Source organism: Pseudomonas sp. NPDC079086, from assembly GCF_044542155.1.
Lineage (GTDB): Bacteria > Pseudomonadota > Gammaproteobacteria > Pseudomonadales > Pseudomonadaceae > Aquipseudomonas.
Map to the genome: position 1 here is coordinate 1433439 of NZ_JBITTY010000001.1, position 20902 is coordinate 1454340.

The following is a 20902-nucleotide window of genomic DNA, read 5'->3' on the forward strand; positions in this document are numbered from 1 at the left end:
GAGCGTGCTCAGTTGCCCTGATAGATCGCCACCTGATTCCGCCCGCCGTGCTTGGCCACATACAACGCCAGGTCGGCCTGCTGTGAGAGCAGTTTGCCGTCCAGTTGCGGAGCCAGCTGGGCGATGCCGCAGCTGAAGGTACAGGACAGGTCATGCGGCTGCGCCGAATACTGGATTTCCGCGAAGCGCTGGCGGATTTCGTCGAGTACCCGGCGCGCCGATTCTGCGTCGGTGTCCGGCATAACCACAGCGAACTCTTCACCGCCATAACGACCGATATGGTCGCTCTTGCGCAGGCGTTGCTTGAGAAACAGCGCCAAGCTCTTGATCACGCGGTCACCCATGGGGTGGCCGTAGGTGTCGTTGACCTTCTTGAAGAAGTCGATGTCGATCATCGCAAAGCTCAGCGGCTGGCCGTCGCGTTCGGCACGAAAGCGCGCATCTTCGAGCAGTTGCAGGGTGTGGGTGTGGTTGTACAGGCCGGTCAGGCTGTCACGCACCATGCGCGCCTTGAGGCTGCGCGCGCGGGCTGCGCGGTTGCGCACGGTAGCGATCAGGTGGCGTGGCTTGATCGGCTTGGTGAGGAAGTCGTCACCGCCTTCGCTCATCGCATCGAGCTGTTTATCGAGGTCGTCTTCGGCAGACAGGTAGATGATCGGCACGCTGACGTAGCGGTCGTTGTGGCGGATCACCTGAGCCAGTTCCGGGCCGTTGCACTCGGGCATGTACATGTCGAGGATGATCAGGTCCGGCTGAAAATCGGCCAGATGGCTCATGGCCTGGATCGGCTCGATCAGGGTGCGGGTGACGATGCCGGCGCTGTTGAGTACGCGCTCGGTGTGCGTGGCCTGGGCCCGCGAATCGTCGATGATCAGCACCTTATAGGGCTCGTATTGCGAAACGTGGGTCAGCACCTCGATGCGCTCGAACAGGTTCGAAGCGTCCAGGCTGCCGGTGAAGAACTCCTGGCCGCCAGCGCGCACGGCAGACAGGCGGGTCATGGTATCGGTGTCTTCCGGGCTGAAGAACAGCAGCGGAATCTGGTGTTCCAGGCCTTCCTGTACGCTTTTCGCCAGAAGCAGCCCGCAGCCGGGGCCGGAGAAGTCGACTTCCATCAGAATCGCCGCCGGGTGGCGTTCGCGCATGGCGTTGCGAAACGCATTGGCGCTGTCCAGGGCGATGGCGTTCATGCCGAAGAACTCCAGGCGCTGCACCAGCTGTTCGGCGCGCTCCAGGTGCTGCAGGGCCAGGTACACCGGTTTGCGCAGCGGCGGCAGCACGGTTTGTTCGAAACGGTCGCCGTGGCGCAGGCCGGTGCGTGACAGGCGCTGCAGCAGTTGGTTGAGCTGGCTGATCAGTTCGCTGTTGAGGCGGCCACGGTTATCGGCCACTAGTTGCAGGCAACTGTCGATTTCCTGGGCCAGTTGGCTGTGCTCGGCCTGATCGAAGCGTTCGGCATAGCGCTGCAACAATTGCGTCGCCTCGCGCAGTTCACTCATGCCGGCTTCGTTCCACTCACTGCGCTGCAGGCGCTGCCAGACTTCCAATACCTGACGCGCCTGATTGATCACGCGCTGGGCGAAGTGCTGCTTGAGGCGGTCGCGGCTGGGGTCTTCTTGCTCGATCATGGCCCGGTTTCGATAGGTGCAGTACGAGGCTGCGGGTGATGGCTTAGTGCTAGCAATGCTAACACTCGTTTGAATTATTGCGAGCACCGTCGATCTATTGGCGTCGGCCTTCTGTCTATGACATCACAGATACGTAATCGGCTTAACCGGCGCTAAGTTTGCCCTTCAGCGCTGCGCAGTGGGTCGCGCTTCCCTTATAGTGCAAGGCAGTTGCGCAACCCTGCATGAGGGTTGTGGTCGAATGAGCGCCGCCGGTTTGTGCAGTCCGGTTGCGAGCTTGCTACTTGGGTAAAAAAAGGACATTGCCATGCTGGATTGGAAGAATCGAACTGCCGGAGCGACTGATAGCGCGGCAGGCACCGTCAAAACCTCATCGAGCACATCTACCGGAGGCCTGGCGATCCGTACGGTCGCTGGCCTGCTGGGGCTCTATCTGGTTGTGGCGCTGGTGGTCGGTTGGTACTGGAGTCAGGAGCCGGCGCAATTCTCCGTGCAGCAGCGCGCCGAGGCAGCGTCCCAGGCGCGCGGGCACAAGCTGGTGAGTGGTTACACCACTGCCGAAACCCTCAAGCAGGTGGCCAATACGTTGCTCGACAAGCCGGGCGGCTACCTGTCCAACGACCTCGCTCCGCCAGGCTTGTGGCTCGATAACATGCCGAGTTGGGAGTTTGGCGTGCTGGTGCAGGTGCGTGATATGTCCCGCGCGCTACGCAAGGATTTCACCCGCTCGCAATCGCAATCCACCGAAGACCCGGACCTGGCCAAAGCCGAACCGCGCTTTCACTTCGACAACAAGAGTTGGGCGCTGCCGGCCTCCGAGGCCGAGTACGCAGAAGGCATCAAGTCGCTGGACCGTTACCTGGCCCGCCTTGCCGATCCGAGTCAGTCCAATGCGCAGTTCTATACCCGCGCCGATAATCTGAACAACTGGCTGGGCGATGCCGCCACACGCCTGGGTTCGCTGTCACAGCGTCTCTCGGCCAGCGTTGGGCGGGTACGCTTGAATACCAACGAGGTCGATCCAGGCCTGGCTAACGGTATGGTGCAGGCCGATTTTGTCGAAGGGGTGGACTACGAAACGCCATGGCTGCAGATCGACAACGTGTTCTACGAGGCTCGCGGTCAGGCTTGGGCGCTGGCGCACCTGCTGCGTGCGATTGAGGTGGACTTTGCCGATGTACTGGCGAAGAAGAACGCCACTGTCAGCGTGCGTCAGATCATCCGTGAGCTGGAGGCAGCACAGGAACCCCTGTGGAGCCCGATGATCCTCAACGGTAGCGGTTATGGCCTGCTGGCCAACCACTCGTTGGTAATGGCCAATTACATCTCGCGCGCCAACGCCGGGCTGATCGATCTGCGCCAACTGTTGTCGCAGGGCTGATCGGTGGCCTGGTCCGAAGCCGAGGTGGCGCACCGCGCCGCCTCCGATGCTGAGCGCATTGCCTGGGTCGATGAGGACGATCGTCCGCTCGGCGGTGTGTTGCGCAGCGAGCTGCGCGCGCGGCATCTGCTCGGGCGCGGCACCTATATCCTGCTGTTCAACAGTGCCGGCTTGCTCTGCGTTCATCGCCGTACCCTGAGTAAGGCGCTGTATCCCGGTTACTGGGACGTGGCGGCCGGTGGCATGGTGCTCGAAGGCGAAAGCTATGCCGAATCCGCTGCGCGCGAGCTGGCTGAAGAGCTGGGTATCGAAGATGCGCCGCTGGTTGAGCACGCGCATTTTCTCTACGACGCGCCGGAAAGCCGCCTGTGGTGCATGGCCTACTCGGCAGTGTCCGATGCGACGCTGCGCTTGCAGCCGGAGGAAGTGTTGGAGGCGCGTTTTATCTCCATCGGCGAGGCATTGGCCGAGACGCAGCACCTGCCATATTGCCCCGACTCGTTGGCCGCTTTGCAGCGCTATCTGGCAGCCACTCGCTAGGCCCTCAATAACGACCAAACCCCGCGTCAGCCCTGGCTTTGTGCAGGATATCTGGACGTTTTGTTCGGCATCCTGAACAACGTCGCCAATCCGCCGATTAATGGCGCATTTTTACACTTAGCAGTCGCGGCTTTTGCCGTTACACTGCGCGGCCTTCAAGCCCTGGCCGTGTATCGCCAGGGTGCGCTGCCCCTGCCAGAGTGGGGCTTCGCGGTCGACTCCGAACACGCAGTCGACCAGTCGCTATCCTGACCCCTTCGAGGACCTACCGGTGGTCAAGAAAGCTTCCTCATTTGCCGCGCTCAGCGGCCTGGTGTACTCCACCGACAGCGGCCGGCATTGCCCGGACTGCAGTCAGCCGGTGGACGCCTGCATCTGTAAACAGACCCTGATCCCCGAAGGTGATGGCATCGCCCGCGTGCGCCGCGAAACCAAAGGTCGCGGCGGCAAGACGGTGACCACCATCAGCGGTGTGCCCCTGGCCGAAGAGCCGCTGAAGGACCTCGTCAGCGCGTTGAAGAAACGCTGCGGATGCGGCGGTTCGCTCAAGGATGGGGTGATCGAGATTCAGGGTGACCACGTCGAGCTGCTGATTGCCGAGCTGATCAAGCACGGCTTTAAAGCCAAGAAATCCGGCGGCTAAGCCAGTCTTTTCTAAACTTCCTCAGCTGGGCCCTGGTCACAGCTGAGCAATCGTCATTTCCAGACTTTAATCTGTACGCGTCTTGGCTGTGCCAAGGCCACTATCGCCAGCAAGGGAGACATCGATGTCTGCACGACGCACACGTAAAGATGACGGCAGCCAGTGGACCGTAGCGGACAGCCGTAGCGTCTACGGCATTCGCCATTGGGGCGCGGGTTATTTCGCGATCAATGACAAGGGCCGTGTCGAGGTGCGCCCGAATGGCCCGCAAAGCACGCCGATTGACCTCTACGAACAGCTCGATGAACTGCGTTCCAGCGGTTTGTCGTTGCCGTTGCTGGTGCGCTTCCCGGACATCCTGCAAGACCGCGTGCGCCAGCTGACTGGTGCCTTTGACGCCAATATCGCGCGCTTGGAATACCAGAGCCCCTACACCGCGCTGTACCCGATCAAGGTCAACCAGCAGGAAGCGGTGGTGGAAAACATCATCGCCACGCAGAACGTCTCCATCGGCCTGGAAGCCGGCTCCAAGCCTGAACTGATGGCCGTGCTGGCGCTGGCGCCGAAGGGCGGCACCATCGTCTGCAACGGTTACAAAGACCGCGAATTTATCAAGTTGGCGCTGATGGGGCAGAAGCTCGGTCACAACGTATTTATCGTGATCGAGAAAGAATCCGAAGTGCAGCTGGTGATCGAGGAGGCGGCCGAACTCAAGGTCGCGCCACAGATCGGTCTGCGCGTGCGTCTGTCGTCGCTGGCATCGAGCAAGTGGGCTGATACCGGCGGCGAGAAATCCAAATTCGGCCTGTCGGCGGCGCAGCTGCTGTCGGTGGTCGAGCGCTTCCGCGCGGCGGGGCTGGATCAGGGCATCCGTTTGCTGCATTTCCACATGGGCTCGCAGATCGCCAACCTGTCCGACTACCAGCACGGCTTCAAGGAAGCCATCCGCTACTACGGCGAGCTGCGTGGCCTCGGCCTGCCGGTCGACCATATCGACGTCGGTGGCGGCCTGGGTGTGGATTACGACGGTACCCACTCGCGCAACGCCAGCTCGATTAACTACGACATGGATGACTACGCCGGTGTCGTGGTCGGCATGCTCAAAGAGTTCTGTGACGCGCAAGAGCTGCCGCATCCGCACATCTTCTCCGAGAGCGGCCGCTCGCTGACTGCGCACCACGCCATGCTGGTGGTGCAGGTCACGGACGTAGAAAAACACAACGACGAGATCCCCAAGATCGAAGACGTCACCAGCCTGCCGGAAACCGTGCGTTACCTGGTTGAGCTGTTGGGCCCGACCGATATTGAGATGGTCACCGAAACCTACTGGCGCGCCACTCACTACATGAGCGATGTGGCCAGCCAGTACGCCGACGGTAAGCTCACCCTGACCGAAAAGGCTTTGGCTGAGCAGTGCTACTTCGCCGTGTGCCGCCGTCTGCATAACTCGCTGAAGGCGCGTCAGCGTTCGCACCGTCAGGTGCTGGATGAGTTGAACGACAAGCTGGCCGACAAGTACATCTGCAACTTCTCGGTGTTCCAGAGCCTGCCGGATACCTGGGCCATCGGCCAGGTGCTGCCAATTCTGCCGCTCAATCGTCTCGATGAAGAACCGATGCGCCGCGCGGTACTGCAGGATCTGACTTGCGACTCCGACGGTAAAATCCGCCAGTACGTCGATGAGCAGAGCATCGAGACCAGCCTGCCGGTGCATGAAGTGCGCGAGGGTGAGGACTACCTGCTGGGGATCTTCCTGGTCGGCGCCTATCAGGAAATTCTCGGCGATATGCACAACCTGTTCGGCGACACCGATTCGGTGAACATCTACCAGAACGCCGATGGCAGCGTGTACCACGCCGGTATCGAGACCCACGACACCATCGAGGACATGCTGCGCTACGTGCACCTGTCGCCGGAGGAGCTGATGACTCACTACCGCGACAAGGTGGCCAGCGCCAAGATCAGCCCGCGCGAACGCACCCAGTTCCTCGATGCGCTGCGTCTGGGGTTGACCCGTTCGTCTTATCTATCGACCTAAGTTCGCGCTGAATGCAAAAGGCCCCGCACTGCGGGGCCTTTTATTTTATGCCGGGCTGATCAAGAACCTAGTTCAGATGCAATGCGGGGGGGCCGCCCAGAGCGGTAGGTGTAGGGTGGATGGGTGAAGCGTCATCCACCCTACGCCAAACCCCTAGCCCGGATGCAATCTGGGGGGGCGATTAAGCTCCCAGTAGGCTCTGCCCGCATACGCGCAGCACTTGCGCGGTGGCGGCACCCGAACCTGGCTGGGCGAACCAGGCTACGGCTTCGGCGACGTCCTGCGGCAAGCCGCCCTGGCCCATGGAGTTCATCCGCCGGCCTGCTTCACGGATGGTCAGTGGGATGGCAGCGGTCATTTGGGTTTCGATAAAGCCCGGTGCCACCGCGTTGATGCTGATGCCGCGCTTTGCCAGGGTCGGCGCCCAGGCCTGGGCCAGGCCGATCACGCCGGCCTTGCTCACCGCATAGTTGGTCTGGCCCATATTGCCGGCGATGCCGCTGATCGAGGCGATCAGCACCACGCGGCCGTTGTCGTGCAGCTTGCCTGCGTCCAGCAGGGCCTGGGTCAGTACCTGCGGCGCGTTCAGGTTGACGTTGATCACCGAGTTCCAGAACTCGTCGCTCATCTTCGCCAGGGTTTTGTCGCGGGTGATGCCGGCGTTGTGCACGACGATATCGATGCCGTCCGGCAGCGCGTCAACCAGCTGCGCGGCAGCATCTGCGGCGCAGATATCTAGGGCCAGCGCACGACCGCCGAGGCGGGCCGCCAGTGCGTCGAGGGCTTCTTTGGCAGGTGGCACATCCAGCAGCACCACATCAGCACCGTCGCGGGCCAGGGTTTCGGCGATGGCTGCACCAATGCCACGGGATGCCCCGGTGACCAGAGCCTTCTTGCCAGACAGTGGGCGGGTCCAGTCTTTGACCTGCTCGGCGCAGGCATTCAGGCGCAGCACCTGGCCGGAGACATAGGCGCTTTTGGGCGAAAGGAAGAAGCGCAGCGCGCCTTCCAGCTGCGCCTCGCCGCCTTTGCCGACGTAGATCAGTTGTACGTTGCCGCCGCGGCGAATTTCCTTGCCCAGGGAACGGCTAAAGCCTTCCAGCGAGCGTTGTACGCTGGCAGCGATGGGGTCTTTTAACGATTCCGGGGCGCGGCCGAGGATCACCACGCGCGGGCATTTATCCAGGCCCTTGAAGGCTGGCTGGAAGAAATCACGCAGCTCGATCAGCTGCTCGAAGCGGGTCAGCCCGCTGGCGTCAAACACCAGTGCCTTGAGCTTGGGGCCGTGTTCGGCGGTCCAGCGCGGCAGCTCGAATTGGCCTTCGCGGGCGGCGAACAGTGCGTCGGTCAGTTTGTTGGCAAACGGCAGTACGGCGTTGGTCAGGCTGCCTTCGCCACCCAGCAGCAGAGCGCCGTCTACCGGCCGGCTGCGCCCGGCCATCCAGCGCTCCAGCAGCAGCGGCGCGGGCAGGCCGAGCGCGCTTACCAGACGGCGACCGGATGTGGAGTTGGCAAAGGCGAGATAACGGTCGGACATGGAGTGGCTCCTGCGCATGGATCAAAAGTGCGCCCACTCTACGCAGGCCGCAGAAATGCGCAATTGACCGCGCCGCCTGCTGTGCCGGCAAGGCGGCCAATGCCACACTGCAGTGACAGGTTAGCCTGTGCGCCATTCATTTCTGCTAAGGAGTCGTCCATGACCCAGCCGCGCCGCGTCGCCATCGTTGGTGGTAACCGCATTCCGTTCGCCCGCTCCAATACCGTCTATGCCACTGCGAGCAACCAGGAGATGCTGATCAGCGCGCTGGATGGCCTGGTCGAGCGCTTCAACCTGCACGGCGAACGCCTCGGTGAAGTGGTGGCCGGTGCCGTGCTCAAGCACTCGCGCGACTTCAATCTGACCCGCGAATGTGTGCTGGGCTCACGTCTGGCTCCGGAAACTTCTGCCTATGACCTGCAGCAGGCCTGCGGTACAGGCCTGGAGGCGACGTTGCTGGTGGCCAACAAAATCGCCCTGGGGCAGATCGAGTGCGGCATCGCCGGCGGCGTCGATACCACCTCGGACGCGCCGATTGGGGTCAACGAAGGGCTGCGCAAGATTCTCCTGCAGGCCAATCGCGGCAAGAGTACTGGCGACAAGCTCAAGAGCCTGTTGCAGATTCGTCCACGCCATCTGGCTCCGGCGATTCCGCGTAACGGTGAGCCGCGTACCGGGCTGTCGATGGGTGAACATTGCGAGCTGATGGCGCAGACCTGGGCCATTCCGCGTGACGAGCAGGATCAACTGGCCGTGGCCAGTCACCAGAAGCTCGCCGCCGCTTACGCCGAAGGCTGGCACGACGACCTGCTGACGCCGTTCCGTGGCCTGACCCGTGACCAGAACCTGCGCGCCGATATCAGCCTGGAAAAACTCGCCACCCTCAAGCCCTGCTTCGAGCGCAGCCCGCGCGGCACTATGACTGCCGCCAACTCCACGCCGCTCACCGATGGCGCGTCCTTGGTGCTGTTGGCCAGTGAAGACTGGGCCAAGGCCCGTGGCCTGCCAATTTTGGCTTACTGGAAGGATGGCGAAGCGGCGGCGGTGGATTTTGTCGGCGGCAAGGAAGGTCTGCTGATGGCCCCGGCCTATGCGGTGCCGCGTTTGCTGGCGCGCAACAAGCTGACGCTGCAGGATTTTGACTACTACGAAATTCACGAGGCTTTCGCCGCTCAAGTGCTCTGCACTCTGAAGGCGTGGGAAGACGCCGATTACTGCAAGACCCGTCTGGGGCTGGATGCGCCGCTGGGTTCCATCGACCGCAGCAAGATGAACGTCAAGGGCAGTTCCCTGGCGGCTGGTCACCCGTTTGCTGCCACGGGTGGGCGCATTGTTGCCAACCTGGCCAAGCTGCTGTCAGTGGCTCAGGAAGGGCGTGGACTGATCTCGATTTGCGCTGCCGGCGGTCAAGGTGTGACTGCAATCCTGGAAAAGTAATCAAACAGCCGTATCCGCGTTTTGTGCGGGTACTGATGTATGCAACTCCGTGATTTGGAGCGGCCCACGCAAGTGGCGCCGCTCTTTTTTTGTGCGCGTCATTTGATGACTGCGCGCTCCGTGGGAGGGGCTTAAGCCGCGACAGATCTTGGCGGCGCTACACGTCGCGGCTAAAGCCCCTCCCACCCAAGACTGGCATTCAACTGACAGTTCGGGCTGAGGCTGACTATTGGGCCTGGGTATCGGCTTCGCCCTTAAGCAGCGCCGCCTTGCGCGCCAGCCCCCAGCGATAACCACTGAGGCTGCCGTTGCTGGATATCACCCGGTGGCAGGGCACCAGCAGACCCAGCGGATTGCTGGCGCAGGCGCGGGCTACGGCGCGTGGATGGCTGCCCAGTTGTGCGGCCAGTTCGGCGTAGTTACGGGTCTGCCCCGACGGGATCTGCTGCAGGGCGCGCCAGACTTGCTGCTGAAAGACCGTGCCGCGAATATCCAGCGGCAACTGGGCTGCGCGCTGCGGCTCGCTGATCTGCGCCAGCACCTGGCGCAAGCTATCGCCCAGGCCTGGGTTATCCGCATGCAGCTCTGCTGCGGCAAAGCGTTGCTGTAGTTCACCCAGCAGCTGCGCCGGGTCGCCACCAAACAGCAGCGCGCAGATGCCCTTGGCACTGCTGGCCAGCAGCAAGTGTCCGAGCGGGCAGGGCGCGATGCTGTAGCGCAGCTGTTCACCTGCCGCCTGCTTGCGCCGTTGCGCCGGGCTTAGCGTGGCGGACTGCTGGTATAGCGCACGGGTGCCGGAGTAACCGGCGCTCAGCGCGGCATCCAGCACGCTATCTGCAGTCGGCAGCTGCTGCTCCAGGCGTGCGCGGCGCTGCGCCTCGCTCCAGGCTTTCGGCGTCAGCCCGGTGCGTGCCTTGAAGGCGCGTGTCAGGTGAGAAGCGGACAGGCCGATACGCGCTGCAAGCTGGGTGAGGGGCAACGGCTGCTCGCTGGTGTTGAGCAACGCGCAGGCGGCCACAACCAGCGCATCCAGTTGTTCGGCCAGGCTCTGCCCCTGCGGCGAGCAGCGTTTGCACGGGCGAAAGCCGGCGCTCGAGGCGGCGTCAGCATCAACATGGAAACTGACGTTTTCCCGCTTGGGCCGCCGCGCCGGGCAACTGGGCCGGCAATAGATGCCGGTGCTGCGCACGGCAAATACAAAACGCCCATCCTGCGCGGCATCACGGGCGCAAACGGCTTGCCAGCAGCGGTCGGCATCGAGCATGGCGCGATCCTCAATAATCATCGGTTGATTGTCGGCTGCATGGGCCAACCTGCCAATCCACATCTGACTTTCAAAGTGGTGGCTACGCTGAAGAGCACCGGATCGCCCGCAAGGATGCCGACATGTCGCGCTTCTGCTGTCTGTTGCTGTTATGCCTGCTGCCCACATTGGCGGTGGCGGCGCTGCCGTTGAACGAACAGCAGCGCGACTGGACCGCCCAGCACGCGGTGATCCGCGTGGGTATTGAGCGCAGCGGCTGGCCGCCGTTTGATGTGTTGGACAAGCAAGGTCAGCATCGCGGCCTCAGCGGCGACTACCTGGCGCTGCTCGGTCAGCGTTTGGGCCTGCGCTTTGAGCCGGTGCTGATGGACGACTGGGATAGCGCGCTGAAAGCCCTGCGCAGCGGCCAGGTCGACTTGCTGCCCTCGGTGGCCAAGACCGGCGAACGCGAAGCTTTTATGGCGTTCAGCGAGCCCTATCTGACCAGCAGCAGCCTGATCTTTACCCGCGGTGATCAGGCAGTGCAGCGCACCCGCGATCTGGCCGGCAAGCGGGTGGCCATCGAGCGCGGTTATGCGCTGCAGCAGGCCCTGCGTGAGCAAGTCGAGGGTGTGCAGCTGCTCGAGGTTGGCGACACCGAGGCAGCGCTGCGCGCGGTGTCGTCCGGGCGCGCCGACGCTTATGTCGGCGACATGATTGTGGCCAGCTACTTGATCCGCGAGTTGAACCTGACCAATCTCGAGCTGCGCGGCGAAACCGGCTTGTCATCCAGTGAGTTTCGCTTTGCCGTGCGCCCCGACTGGCCGCAGCTGGTGAGCCTGCTCAACCTGGCCATGAATGACCTGAGTGACACCGAGGAGGAGGCGATCAAGGAGCGCTGGCTGCCGCCGCTGACCGCATTCAACTGGCGGCGCCTGCTGGCCGTAGGTTGGCCCTACTTACTCGGCCTGCTGGCGTTGGTGATTTTCGTGCTGGTGTGGAACCGCCGCCTGACCGTGCAGATCGCCGAGCGTCAGCGCGCCGAGGCCGAGGCCAGCCGTCAGCGCAGCACCTTGCTGGCGTTGATCAACGCGATTCCCGATCCGATCTGGTTCAAGGACGTCGACGGTCGTTATGTTGGCATCAACCAGGCCTGCGCCACGCTGTTCGGCCAGTCGAGTGAGGCGGTGCAGGGCCAGCGTGACGAATCGCTGCTTGACCCGGCCTGGGCCGCTTCGCGCGCTGAGCATGACCGCATTGCCAGAAGTCAGGCGCAGCCTTTTGAAAGCGAGGGCTTCTCAATCTACCCGGATGGCCGGCGGGTGATCTTCGACACGCTGCGCAGCACTTTTTACGACGAGCAGGGCCAGTTGCTCGGCCTGGTGGGCATCAGTCGCGACATCACCGCACGCAAGCAGGCGGAGCAGGCCATGGCCGAGGCCAAGGAACTGGCTGAGGAGGCGGCGCGCTTGAAATCGGACTTCCTCGCCAATATGAGCCACGAAATTCGTACGCCGATGAACGCGATCATCGGCATGTCGCATCTGGCCCTGAAAACCGAGCTGACCCCGCGCCAGCGCGATTACCTGGGCAAGATCCAGCAATCCGGCCAGCACCTGCTGGGGATCATCAACGACATTCTCGACTTCTCCAAAATCGAGGCCGGTAAGTTGACCATCGAGCGCATCGACTTCGGCCTGCAGCCTGTATTGGAAAATCTCGCCAACCTGATCGGCGATAAGGTCGCGGCCAAGGGCCTGGAGTTGGTGTTCAACCTCGACCCGCAGCTGCCGCAGCAATTGGTCGGCGACCCGCTGCGCCTAGGGCAGATCCTGATCAACTACGCCAACAATGCGGTGAAGTTCACCGAACAGGGTGAAGTCGAGGTGATCCTGCGCGTCGAGCAGCATGACGCAGAGCAGGTGCTGCTGTTCCTTGGCGTGCGCGACACCGGTATCGGCCTGACGCCCGAGCAGATGGGCCGTTTGTTCGAATCCTTCCAGCAGGCCGACACCTCGACCACCCGCAAATACGGCGGCACCGGCCTCGGGTTGGCCATCTGCAAAAGCCTGGCCGAGGCCATGGAGGGCAGCGTCGGGGTCGAGAGCCTGCCGGGACAGGGCAGTCTGTTCTGGTGCCGGGTACCGCTGGGTATTGCTCGCCAGCAAACCCAGCGTCTGTTGCCGCAGGCTGATCTACGCGGGCGCAAGGTGCTGGTGGTGGATGACAACGACAGCGCACGCCAGGTGCTGCACGACATGCTGGAAAGCATGAGCTTTCGCGTCGAAGCCGTGGCCTCGGGCATGGCCGCCTTGCAGCAGGTGCAACAGGCCAGTTTGCAGCGTGAGCCGTTCGAGGTGCTGCTGGTCGACTGGCAGATGCCTGGCATGGATGGCATCGAAACCCTGCGCCGGGTGCGCGAACTCAACCTGCAACCGCCGCCGCACCTGCTGATGGTCACCGCCCATTGCCGTGAGGAGGTGCTGCTGGGGGCGGAGAAGGTCGGCGTCGAGGATGTGCTGCTCAAGCCGCTCAACCCTTCGCTGCTGTTCGATTCGCTGATTCGCAGCCTGGCCGGCGAAGGCCCGGCGCAGGGCTTTGCGCGCTTGCCGGCGGGTGAGCAGATTCCCAATTTCAGCTCCTTGCGCGTGCTGCTGGTGGAAGACAATGAGCTGAACCGCGAGGTGGCCTGCGGTCTGCTGCAGGAAAGCGGCTTGCAGATCGATCAAGCCGAGCACGGTGGCATCGCCCTCGAGTTGCTGCGCAGCCATACCGATGACTATTACGCCCTGGTGTTGATGGACATGCAGATGCCGGTGCTGGATGGCATCGCCACCACCGAGGCAATCCGCCGCGAGCCGCGCTTTGCCCAGCTGCCAATCGTCGCCATGACCGCCAACGCCATGCCTGCCGACCGCGAGCGCTGCCTGGAGGCGGGGATGAACGATCACCTGGGCAAACCGATTGAGCCGAACGAGCTGTGGCATACCCTGTCGCGCTGGATGGCGCCCCAGGCCGAGCCTCTGGCTGAGTCGCCCCGCGTAGCCGAAGCGGCGGTGGACTGGCAGCTGCCGGGCGTGGATATCGACAGCGGCCTGCGCCGGGTACTCGGTAAGCGCGAGCTGTATCAACGTTTGCTCGGCAAGTTCGCTGCCAGCCAGGCTGATTTCCCGGCGCAGCTGCGTGCCGCGCTGGCGGCTAATCAGCAGGAAAGTGCCGAGCGTCTGGCCCACAGCCTCAAGGGCCTGGCCGGCAACCTTGGTGCGACGGATCTGGCGGCTCAGGCTGCGGCCCTGGAAAGTGCGATCAAGGATGCTCGTCACGATGAGCTGGGCGGCCTGCTCGCTGAGTTGCAACAAAGCCTGGAGAGTCTGGTGGTGGCGATTAACTCGCAGTTTCCCGCCACGCAGCCGCAAGAATTGGTGGCGGTGGATGCCGAGCAGCTGCTGCAAGTATGCAGGCAGCTGCAGCGGCTGTTCGCCGAGGATGATCCGCGCGCCGGAAAACTCTTCGATGAGCAGGCTGAACTGCTGCGCAGCGCCTTTACTACTGACTACGCGGCGCTGGCTGCAGCGGTGCGTGGTTTTGACTTCGAGCAGGCGCTGGCGCTGCTGCAAGCCGCAGCCGGGCAACGGCAACTGACACTATGAGTGGGGAGTGGTGATGGACAACATACTCGACCGGCCGGATCAGCCCTTGGTGCTGGTGGTGGACGATACCCCGGAAAACCTTGAGCTGATGAGCGGGCTGCTGCTCGGTATATACCGGGTCAAGGTCGCCAGCAGTGGTGTCAAAGCGCTACGGATTGCCGCCGGTAGCCAGCAGCCGGACCTGATCCTGCTCGACATCATGATGCCGGAGATGGACGGTTACGAAGTCTGCCGCTTGCTCAAACTCAACCCGGCCACGGCGGATATTCCTGTGATATTTCTTACCGCCAAGACCGAGGTGGCTGACGAGCAACAGGGCTTTGACCTCGGCGCTGTGGACTACATCACCAAACCGATAAGCCCGCCGTTGGTACTCGCCCGCGTACACGCACATTTGCAGCTCAAGGCCGGCGCGGATTTTCTACGTGACAAGAGTGAGTACCTGGAGCTTGAGGTGCGCCGCCGCACCCGCGACATGCAGCGCCTGCAAGAAGTCACCATTGAGGCCATGGCCAGCCTCGCCGCCATGCGCGACAACCCGTGTGGCAAGCACCTGGCGCGCATCGAACCCTATATGACCACCTTGGCCACGGCGCTAGCCCATCAGCAGCCGACGCTGACCGATGAGCTGAACCGCGAACGCATCACCCAACTGGGCAAGTCGGCACTGTTGCATGGCATCGGCAAACTGGTACTGCCGGATCGCATTCTGCTCAATCCGAACCAGCAGCTACAGGGTGAGGACCTGCAACTGCTGCACCGGCATACCGAAGCTGGGCGTGATGCTCTGCTAGCTGCCGAGGCCAAGCTGGGTAACGTCACCGATTTCCTGCGCGACGCCCGCGATATCGTCTACAGCCAGCATGAATGTTGGGACGGCAGCGGCTATCCGCAGGGCTTGCTGGGCGAGCAGATTCCGCTGCCGGCGAGATTGATGGCGGTGCTCGGCGCCTATGAAGAGCTGACCAGCCACCACCTGTACCGATCGTCCTGCAGCCATGCCGACGCGCTCAAGCAGATCAGCGCGGCCAGTGGCACGCGCTTCGATCCATCGGTGGTGCTGGCCTTTATCGAAGCTGCCGATGACTTCGCCAACATCGCCCAGCGTCTGGCTGACGACGCAGCGGCGATTCATGCAGAGCTGCAGCGCCTGGATGAGTCGCTGGGGGAAAGCATCGAACTGACCTTGCCGGCGAGCTGATTACTGCCAGTCGAGGCTTAGCTCGGCTTGCCAGGCAACGCGCTCGAAGTGACTGCTCACCACTTTCTTCAGGCTTTCCAGGCCTTCGCTGCTGGCGCTTTGCACGCTGAGGCGCAAGCCGTCGGCCTCTACCTGCAACAGGGCCAGGCCGCTGTCGAACTCGATACGGCCCTGTTGTTCATCGAAACTCACCGGGATTTTGTGAGCGAAGTGTTTGCACAGCCGGCTGATATAGCGAGCTGGCGTGTCTGTGGCGACATAGGCGTTGGCGTTCAGTTGCATGGGTTTCTCCTGATTTAGGGGCGGCTTAATAGCCGACGGTAAAGCGCTGGCGCAGGTGTTGCGGGCGCTCCAGCTCATCGATGATTGCTACGGCCAAGTCAGCGATGGATATCTGAGCGGGAGCGTTGCCGTTCATCAGCAACTGGTCGCCGCCGATGCGAAACTGCCCGCTGCGCGCGCCGGGTTGTAGCAACGCGGGTGGCGAGATAAAGCTCCAGGCCAGCGCGGTTTCAGCCTTGAGCAGGTTGAGGGCCTGTCGTGCACCCTCTGCGCCTTCCTTGTATTCGGCGGGGAAGTCCGGGGTGTCGATCAACTGCAGACCCGGTGCGACATACAGGCTGCCTGCACCACCGACCACCAGCAGGCGCTGCACGCCGGCTTGTTTGCTGGCAGCGATGATCGCCTGGCTACCCTGGATAAAGCGTTGGTGAATATCCGCCGTGCCCCAGCCCGGATTGAACGCGTGGATTACCGCGTCATGGTCCTTGAGTTGCTCGGCCAATGCCTCGGTGTTGTAGACATCGCCAGCCACTGCGTTAAGCGCTGGGTGCTGCGGCAGTTTCGCGGGGTCACGGACGATGCCGCTGACCTGATGACCACGGTCTAAAGCTTCTTGCAGAACAGCTGCGCCAACAAAGCCGCTGGCGCCGATCAGAGCGAGTTTCATGGGTTTCTCCAGGTGGGATTACGTGAGAGAGATAATCGCAGATGGGTAAAGGTCAGAAAAATAGGCTAAAAAGGCTTTAACTATTAAGCAGGGCTTATGAATGGAGCAGTTAAAGCGCATGGCGGTGTTCGCCACCGTGGTCGACCGTGGCTCCATGGTGGCGGCGGCCGAGGTGTTGGGCATGACGGCCTCTGCGGTCAGCCAGCAGATTCGCAAACTCGAAGAAAGTACCCAGGTCAGCCTGCTGCACCGCACCACGCGCAAGCTGACCCTGACCGAGGCGGGCGCGACGTTTTATCAGAGCTGCGCCCAGGTCTTGGCGCTGGCGCAGCAGGCCGAGCAGCGCCTGGCAGAGTTGCGCGATGCACCGGTGGGCGAGTTGCGCATTGCCGCGCCCGTGGGCTTTTCCGGGCGGCGGCTCAGCGCGGCATTGGCGCCGCTGCTGCAAGCGCACCGCGGCCTGAGTCTCAAGCTGTTTTTCCATGATGAGCAGGTCGATCTGGTCGAGCAGCGCATCGATCTGGCGATCCGTGTCGGCCATCTGGAGGACTCCAGCCTGGTGGCGCGGCATATCGGTGATACGCGCATGCTGCTGTGCACCGCGCCGAGCTACTTGCTGGCCAAGCCACCGATCAATCACCCGCAGGATCTGATCGGTCTGGACTGGCTGATTCTGCATGGTGAGAACGCGTTCAACATGCTGGAGCTACATGGGCCGAATGCCCAGGTGGAGAAGCTGCGGGTGGAAAGCCGGGTGGGCTGCAACAATATTCTCGCCGTACGGCATTTCACCCTGGCCGGCATGGGCGTATCGCTGCAGCCGGAGCATGAGGTGCGTGAGGAATTGGCCAATGGCAGCCTGCACGAGCTGCTGCCGCACTGGCGTATGCCGCCATTCGGTATCTATCTGGTGACGCCGCGCCGCGATGCGCAACCGGCCAAGGTGCGTTACGCCATCGAAGCGCTGCGCCAGCATCTGCTGGCACCCTGAGCGCTGCGGAAAAATGGTGGTGGTTTTCGCCGCTTGCTATTGCCAGTCGAGGCTCAGCTCAGCCTGCCAGGCAAAACGCTCGAAGTGCGCGGCGATCAGGTGCTTGAGCTTGTCCAGATCTTGCGGGTTATTACTCAGGGCAGTGATATGCAGGCCGGTTCGGTCCGCATGCAGGTGCGAGAGGCCGAAGGCGAATTCGATGCGCCCGTGCTGCTCATCGAAACTGACCGGCAGTTTGTGGGCGAACTGCGTACACAGACGGCTGATATAACGCGCCGGCGTAGGGGTGGCGACATAGCTGGAGGCAATCCACGGAGCGCTGATACCGTTGCAGCGCTCAGCGTGTGCATGGCGCTGGGCGGCGAGGGTATCCAGTACGTTGCGCGGGTAGAGGCTAGGCCTCTGGGTCATGCTGCTGATGCCAGATTGGGCACGTTTCATGGTTATCTCCCCCGATCACTGCAGGCTCAGGCAAAGCGCCTTCGCGGGGTAAAGGTCAGGTCCAGTGCGTTAAGGCATGAGCGACTGGCAAATTTGTAGCCCATGGGACAGTGCTTAAAGCCTTTTGGTTGCATCGAGCACGTGCTTGTAGCGCCTGGTTTGCTTCATCTGGTTAGCCATGAAACACCGCCAGTCGGCGTGTTTGAGCGGTTTGCACGGTGTCAGACAGGCCTGGGTAGGCACCGGTATTGCGGAGCGTGCTGACAGGAGGGTGGGCGCTGCGTAAAGATTGCCGTATAACGGGCGGCAGATACGACTTGGGCAACACAGGACCCCTGATTAAAGCTGATGAAGACGCCAAAACGTATTGAGCCCCTGGTCGAAGCCGGGCTGGTCGATGAAGTGATACGCCCGCTGATGAGCGGTAAAGAAGCCGCGGTCTATGTGGTGCGCTGCGGCGAAGAACTGCGCGTCGCCAAGGTCTATAAAGAAGCCAACAAACGCAGCTTCCGCCAGGCCGCCGAGTACCAGGAAGGCCGCAAGGTGCGCAACAGCCGCGATGCTCGGGCCATGGCCAAAGGCTCGAAGTACGGTCGTAAGGGCCAGGAAGACGCCTGGCAGAATGCCGAGGTTGCTGCGCTGTTCCGCCTGGCCAACGCCGGGGTGCGGGTGCCCAAGCCGTATGACTTCCTTGAAGGCGTGCTGCTGATGGAACTGGTCGATGACGGCGAAGGCGATGCAGCACCGCGCCTTAACGATGTCGACCTACACCCGGACGATGCCCGCGAATTCCACGCCTTTATGATTCATGAAGTGGTGAAGATGCTTTGCGCCGGTCTGGTGCATGGCGACCTGTCGGAATTCAACGTACTGCTTGATCCCGGTGGCCCGGTGATCATCGACTTGCCGCAGGCGGTGGACGCTGCCGGCAACAACCATGCGTTCAAGATGCTTGAACGTGATGTCGGCAACATGTCCGCCTACTTCGGCCAGTTTGCCCCGGAATTGAAGTTCACCAAGTACGCCAAGGAAATGTGGGCGCTGTATGAGGCCGGTGAACTGACCCCGGAAACCCCGCTGACTGGCGAGTTCGATGACCCGGAAGAAGAAGCCGATATCGACGCGGTGATGCGTGAAATCAAGGCGGCACTGGCTGATGAGGAGCGGCGCCAGGCGTTGCTGAATGCCGAAGATGCGCCCAAGGGTGAAGAGCCTCCGCCACCTTGGGCGCAATAGGCTGAGAGTGCTGCTGAGAAAAATGCCGCTCACCTGACCAGGTAAGCGGCATTTTTTTGCTCTGAATTTCTAGGATGTGCGACGCGTTTAAAGCCGCGTGGCCTTGAAGGTGTCGCAACGGCCGATATCACCGCCGTCGAAACCGGTCTTGAACCAGCGCACGCGTTGTTCCGAGGTGCCGTGGGTGAAGGAGTCCGGCACCACCTGGCCGCGCGCCTGTTTCTGCAAGCGGTCATCGCCGATGGCGTTGGCGGCATTCAACGCTTCTTCGATATCGCCTGGTTCCAACCAGTCATGCCGGCGCTGGCCATGGAAGGCCCACGCGCCCGCCAGGCAGTCAGCCTGCAGCTCCTGACGCACCAGAAGCCCGCTGGCGCCTTCCACTCGTTCGCCACGTTGGCGGGCAGCGTTGACCTTGGCCGAGACGCCGAGCAGGGTTTGCACGTGGTGGCCGACTTCATGGGCAATCACATAGGCCTGGGCAAAGTCGCCGGCCGCACCAAAACGCTGTTCTAGCTCGCGAAAGAACGCCAGGTCGATATACACCCGCTGATCGCCAGGGCAATAGAACGGCCCGACCGCTGAGTTGGCGAAGCCGCAGGCGGAATTCACTCCACCGCGAAACAGCACCAGGGTCGGGTCGCGGTATTGGCGGTTGGCGCTCTGGAAGATTTCCTGCCAGGTATCCTCGGTATCGCCAAGTACCGCGCGAACAAATTCCGACTGCTCGTCATTGCTTGCCGGCGCGGAGCTTTGTGGCGCGCTGATAGAGCCGCCCTGCATGGCTTGCCCGGCCAGCTGGCCGAGGATCTGCATCGGGTCCTGGCCGCTGAGCAGGCCGATAATCACCACGATGGCCACCCCGCCGAGGGTCAGGCCTTTGCCGCCGCCCATGCGTGAGCCACTGCCGCTGCCGCGGGCGTCCACCACGTTGTCACTGCGTCTTCCGCGTTTCCAGCGCATCGCTATCGTCCTGTGTGTGCCGAGCTTGAGTGTTGTCCGCTGGCGTGAGCAGCGCCAGTTCAGTCGTTATTTATTCGATGGTGGGGTATTCGTTAATCACCCGCTCTGCGCCCTGTTTATCCAGGCCGATAACCTGATAAGCGTCGCGTACATTGCCGTATTCCATGCCCGGTGAGCCGGCGGGCATGCCGGGCACGGCCGCGCCGAGCAGATCGGGCTGCTGGCGCAGTTTGAGAATATCGGCGGCTGGTACATGGCCTTCGACAAACTGGCCGTTGATTACCCCGGTATGGCACGAGGACAGGCGCGGCGGTACGCCCAGGCGCTGTTTGACCGCACTCATATCGGTTTCGACATGATCGACCACGGTAAAGCCATTGTCCTGCAGGTGGCTGATCCAGGCCTTGCAGCAGCCGCAGTTGGCATCGCGGTGCACGTCGATGGTCAGAGGTTCGGCGGCGAAACTCAGGCTGCTGACAAGCAGCCCAGCGAGAACAAGCAACTGGCGCATGGGGGGACTCCTGGCAGGTGAAAGGCTGAGCATAGCGCCGGGCGGCCATGGCTAACCACCGTCGATTTCCGAAAGGTGCGGCGGGGGCTTATGCTGCGTGCTCGATTTCGGGGGGAGGGGGTGTCCATGCTGTTTGCACGCGTAGTACTGGTGATTCAACTGTTGGCATTGGCAGGTCTGGGCCTGGCCTATTTTGTCCAGCCCCATGAAATGGCCAACCTCAGCGGCATGCTGCTGATGTCGCCAGCGGCGGCTACCGATATGCGGGCGTTCTACGGTGGCCTGCAACTGGGCCTGGCGGCGTTTATCGGCCTGTCGCTGAGCCGGTTGGATTTCACCCGCGCCGCGCTGACCCTGCTGGTACTGCTTTACAGTGCCCTGGCGTTGGCACGCATTGGCGGCCTGTGGCTGGATGGCGGCGCGCAGCAGACCTTCAATCTCTACGCGCTGCTGCTGGAAGTGGTCTCGGTGGGGTTGTGCTTCTGGGCACTGCGTGGGTTGCAGCGCCTGTAA

General features: G+C 62.4%; 19 protein-coding genes. 11 read left to right on the top strand and 8 right to left on the bottom strand.

The genetic code is table 11. From position 1 onward, the window contains the following. Window positions 1-8 precede the first annotated feature (8 nt). Window positions 9-1628 carry a diguanylate cyclase gene (locus ACIGEK_RS06670; protein WP_397492535.1) on the bottom strand — a complete coding sequence of 540 codons (1620 nt, stop codon included), beginning with the start codon at window positions 1626-1628 and terminating at the stop codon, window positions 9-11. 307 nt (window positions 1629-1935) lie between these two features. Between ACIGEK_RS06670 and ACIGEK_RS06675 the strand changes: the two genes are divergently transcribed. From ACIGEK_RS06675 to speA, 5 genes are all read left to right on the top strand, one after another. Continuing rightward, window positions 1936-3009, top strand: a complete 1074-nt coding sequence (locus tag ACIGEK_RS06675; protein ID WP_397492536.1) for a DUF2333 family protein — start codon at window positions 1936-1938, stop codon at window positions 3007-3009. Window positions 3010-3012: 3 nt separating this feature from the next. After that, window positions 3013-3549: an NUDIX hydrolase gene (locus tag ACIGEK_RS06680; protein WP_397492537.1), complete on the top strand. Its 537-nt coding sequence runs from the start codon at window positions 3013-3015 to the stop codon at window positions 3547-3549. A gap of 60 nt (window positions 3550-3609) precedes the next feature. Further along, complete coding sequence (locus tag ACIGEK_RS06685) at window positions 3610-3801, top strand: hypothetical protein (RefSeq protein ID WP_397492538.1); 192 nt, start codon at window positions 3610-3612, stop codon at window positions 3799-3801. 19 nt (window positions 3802-3820) lie between these two features. Further along, a complete protein-coding gene (locus ACIGEK_RS06690; protein WP_275961578.1) occupies window positions 3821-4192 on the top strand; it encodes a translation initiation factor Sui1 in 372 nt (123 codons plus the stop codon). Window positions 4193-4316: 124 nt separating this feature from the next. Then, window positions 4317-6230 carry an arginine decarboxylase gene (gene speA, locus ACIGEK_RS06695; protein WP_397492539.1) on the top strand — a complete coding sequence of 638 codons (1914 nt, stop codon included), beginning with the start codon at window positions 4317-4319 and terminating at the stop codon, window positions 6228-6230. Window positions 6231-6411: 181 nt separating this feature from the next. Here the strand turns inward: speA and ACIGEK_RS06700 are convergent, their stop codons facing one another. Then, a complete protein-coding gene (locus ACIGEK_RS06700; RefSeq protein ID WP_397492540.1) occupies window positions 6412-7767 on the bottom strand; it encodes a 3-oxoacyl-ACP reductase in 1356 nt (451 codons plus the stop codon). A 159-nt stretch (window positions 7768-7926) separates the two neighbouring features. Here ACIGEK_RS06700 and ACIGEK_RS06705 point away from each other — a divergent pair, with 159 nt between their 5' ends. Continuing rightward, the gene (locus tag ACIGEK_RS06705) at window positions 7927-9204 is read left to right on the top strand and encodes an acetyl-CoA C-acetyltransferase (protein ID WP_397492541.1); all 1278 of its coding nucleotides are present in this window, start codon (window positions 7927-7929) and stop codon (window positions 9202-9204) included. 226 nt (window positions 9205-9430) lie between these two features. Here the strand turns inward: ACIGEK_RS06705 and ada are convergent, their stop codons facing one another. After that, window positions 9431-10468: a bifunctional DNA-binding transcriptional regulator/O6-methylguanine-DNA methyltransferase Ada gene (gene ada / locus ACIGEK_RS06710; RefSeq protein WP_397493094.1), complete on the bottom strand. Its 1038-nt coding sequence runs from the start codon at window positions 10466-10468 to the stop codon at window positions 9431-9433. A 122-nt stretch (window positions 10469-10590) separates the two neighbouring features. Here ada and ACIGEK_RS06715 point away from each other — a divergent pair, with 122 nt between their 5' ends. Further along, entirely contained in the window at window positions 10591-14097 is a 3507-nt protein-coding gene (locus ACIGEK_RS06715; protein ID WP_397492542.1) for a response regulator, read from the top strand. Window positions 14098-14110: 13 nt separating this feature from the next. Then, complete coding sequence (locus ACIGEK_RS06720; RefSeq protein WP_397492543.1) at window positions 14111-15298, top strand: HD domain-containing phosphohydrolase; 1188 nt, start codon at window positions 14111-14113, stop codon at window positions 15296-15298. Here the strand turns inward: ACIGEK_RS06720 and ACIGEK_RS06725 are convergent, their stop codons facing one another. Beyond that, window positions 15299-15580 (bottom strand): DUF2218 domain-containing protein, encoded by a 282-nt coding sequence (locus tag ACIGEK_RS06725; protein ID WP_397492544.1) that lies wholly within the window; start codon window positions 15578-15580, stop codon window positions 15299-15301. A 25-nt stretch (window positions 15581-15605) separates the two neighbouring features. Continuing rightward, complete coding sequence (locus tag ACIGEK_RS06730; RefSeq protein ID WP_397492545.1) at window positions 15606-16247, bottom strand: NAD(P)-dependent oxidoreductase; 642 nt, start codon at window positions 16245-16247, stop codon at window positions 15606-15608. A gap of 100 nt (window positions 16248-16347) precedes the next feature. Here ACIGEK_RS06730 and ACIGEK_RS06735 point away from each other — a divergent pair, with 100 nt between their 5' ends. Then, complete coding sequence (locus ACIGEK_RS06735; protein WP_397492546.1) at window positions 16348-17238, top strand: LysR family transcriptional regulator; 891 nt, start codon at window positions 16348-16350, stop codon at window positions 17236-17238. 36 nt (window positions 17239-17274) lie between these two features. On the opposite strand, the gene ACIGEK_RS06740 is transcribed toward ACIGEK_RS06735, so the two are convergent. Beyond that, entirely contained in the window at window positions 17275-17679 is a 405-nt protein-coding gene (locus ACIGEK_RS06740) for a DUF2218 domain-containing protein (RefSeq protein ID WP_397492547.1), read from the bottom strand. A 348-nt stretch (window positions 17680-18027) separates the two neighbouring features. Between ACIGEK_RS06740 and ACIGEK_RS06745 the strand changes: the two genes are divergently transcribed. Beyond that, a complete protein-coding gene (locus ACIGEK_RS06745; RefSeq protein WP_339523143.1) occupies window positions 18028-18915 on the top strand; it encodes a PA4780 family RIO1-like protein kinase in 888 nt (295 codons plus the stop codon). An 87-nt stretch (window positions 18916-19002) separates the two neighbouring features. Here the strand turns inward: ACIGEK_RS06745 and ACIGEK_RS06750 are convergent, their stop codons facing one another. Both ACIGEK_RS06750 and ACIGEK_RS06755 read right to left on the bottom strand, forming a co-directional pair. Further along, window positions 19003-19878: a neutral zinc metallopeptidase gene (locus tag ACIGEK_RS06750; protein ID WP_397492548.1), complete on the bottom strand. Its 876-nt coding sequence runs from the start codon at window positions 19876-19878 to the stop codon at window positions 19003-19005. Window positions 19879-19948: 70 nt separating this feature from the next. After that, window positions 19949-20389, bottom strand: coding sequence for a DUF411 domain-containing protein (locus ACIGEK_RS06755; protein ID WP_397492549.1), 441 nt, complete (start codon window positions 20387-20389; stop codon window positions 19949-19951). A 126-nt stretch (window positions 20390-20515) separates the two neighbouring features. Between ACIGEK_RS06755 and ACIGEK_RS06760 the strand changes: the two genes are divergently transcribed. Further along, window positions 20516-20902 carry a DUF4345 domain-containing protein gene (locus tag ACIGEK_RS06760; protein ID WP_397492550.1) on the top strand — a complete coding sequence of 129 codons (387 nt, stop codon included), beginning with the start codon at window positions 20516-20518 and terminating at the stop codon, window positions 20900-20902.

What these genes read in the sequence shown, in the direction of transcription:
- ACIGEK_RS06730 (WP_397492545.1), bottom strand. Translation starts at nt 16,247, where the DNA reads ATGAAACTCGCTCTGATCGGCGCCAGCGGCTTTGTTGGCGCAGCTGTT.
- ACIGEK_RS06725 (WP_397492544.1), bottom strand. Translation starts at nt 15,580, where the DNA reads ATGCAACTGAACGCCAACGCCTATGTCGCCACAGACACGCCAGCTCGC.
- ada (WP_397493094.1), bottom strand. Translation starts at nt 10,468, where the DNA reads ATGCTCGATGCCGACCGCTGCTGGCAAGCCGTTTGCGCCCGTGATGCC.
- ACIGEK_RS06720 (WP_397492543.1), top strand. Translation starts at nt 14,111, where the DNA reads ATGGACAACATACTCGACCGGCCGGATCAGCCCTTGGTGCTGGTGGTG.
- ACIGEK_RS06755 (WP_397492549.1), bottom strand. Translation starts at nt 20,389, where the DNA reads ATGCGCCAGTTGCTTGTTCTCGCTGGGCTGCTTGTCAGCAGCCTGAGT.
- ACIGEK_RS06745 (WP_339523143.1), top strand. Translation starts at nt 18,028, where the DNA reads ATGAAGACGCCAAAACGTATTGAGCCCCTGGTCGAAGCCGGGCTGGTC.
- ACIGEK_RS06735 (WP_397492546.1), top strand. Translation starts at nt 16,348, where the DNA reads ATGGAGCAGTTAAAGCGCATGGCGGTGTTCGCCACCGTGGTCGACCGT.
- speA (WP_397492539.1), top strand. Translation starts at nt 4,317, where the DNA reads ATGTCTGCACGACGCACACGTAAAGATGACGGCAGCCAGTGGACCGTA.
- ACIGEK_RS06750 (WP_397492548.1), bottom strand. Translation starts at nt 19,878, where the DNA reads ATGCGCTGGAAACGCGGAAGACGCAGTGACAACGTGGTGGACGCCCGC.
- ACIGEK_RS06705 (WP_397492541.1), top strand. Translation starts at nt 7,927, where the DNA reads ATGACCCAGCCGCGCCGCGTCGCCATCGTTGGTGGTAACCGCATTCCG.
- ACIGEK_RS06700 (WP_397492540.1), bottom strand. Translation starts at nt 7,767, where the DNA reads ATGTCCGACCGTTATCTCGCCTTTGCCAACTCCACATCCGGTCGCCGT.
- ACIGEK_RS06675 (WP_397492536.1), top strand. Translation starts at nt 1,936, where the DNA reads ATGCTGGATTGGAAGAATCGAACTGCCGGAGCGACTGATAGCGCGGCA.
- ACIGEK_RS06740 (WP_397492547.1), bottom strand. Translation starts at nt 17,679, where the DNA reads ATGAAACGTGCCCAATCTGGCATCAGCAGCATGACCCAGAGGCCTAGC.
- ACIGEK_RS06715 (WP_397492542.1), top strand. Translation starts at nt 10,591, where the DNA reads ATGTCGCGCTTCTGCTGTCTGTTGCTGTTATGCCTGCTGCCCACATTG.
- ACIGEK_RS06670 (WP_397492535.1), bottom strand. Translation starts at nt 1,628, where the DNA reads ATGATCGAGCAAGAAGACCCCAGCCGCGACCGCCTCAAGCAGCACTTC.
- ACIGEK_RS06760 (WP_397492550.1), top strand. Translation starts at nt 20,516, where the DNA reads ATGCTGTTTGCACGCGTAGTACTGGTGATTCAACTGTTGGCATTGGCA.